Raw genomic sequence first — 702 nt, 5'->3', positions numbered from 1 at the left:
CGAGCCCCGGGGCGTGGCGGCCCGGCTTGGTGGGGGTCGGCCACACGGGGCCGGTGCAGAAGTAGTCCACCACCGGGTTCGCCGCCGCGGCGTCGACCTCGTCGTCGGCGTGGCAGGAGATGCCCAGGATCATGTCGTCGCCGACGATCCGTCGCGCCCACTCCACGGGTAGGTCGTCCTGCCCGACGTGCAGCACGTCGGCGCCGGCGGCCACCGCCACGTCGGCGCGGTCGTTGACCGAGAGCAGCGCGCCGTGGGCATCGCAGACGTCCCGCATCACCGCGAGCGCGCGCAGCTCGTGCCCGGCCTCCAGGGGCCCGAGGTCGCGGTCGCCGGGTGAGTTCTTGTCCCGCAGTTGCACGATGTCGACGCCGCCGGCCAGGGCGGCCGTGACGTCGCGGCGCAGGGCGGGGAAGTCGCCCGTCCAGCCCTGCGCGCGGGCGTCGTCGTCGAGGTGCCGGCGGGCGTCGATGCAGAGGTAGAGGCGGGCGTCGGCGAGGCGGGCACGGAGGCGGTCGGCGCGGACGGTCATGGGTTCAACGGTAGGTGATGGCCCCTACTAGGCTGGCCGCCATGACCGTCGACCCCGCCCCGCCCGCCGCCCGTATCGGTGCGGGGCGGGTCGTGGTGGTCGGCGGCTCGGTGATCGGCCTGGCCTGCGCCTGGGCGATCGCCCGGTCCGGGGCCGCCGATGAGGTCGTC

At 75.6% G+C, this 702-nt stretch carries 1 protein-coding gene; it reads right to left on the bottom strand.

The window, feature by feature from the left end:
- Nucleotides 1-532 (bottom strand): thiamine phosphate synthase (locus HMPREF3086_RS02685; protein WP_070720059.1); only part of this gene is annotated, 532 nt, incomplete at its 3' end.
- Nucleotides 533-702: the final 170 nt, after the last annotated feature.

Source organism: Dietzia sp. HMSC21D01, from assembly GCF_001815995.1.
Lineage (GTDB): Bacteria > Actinomycetota > Actinomycetes > Mycobacteriales > Mycobacteriaceae > Dietzia > Dietzia cinnamea.
This window is presented reverse-complemented; position numbering and strand designations above follow the sequence as displayed.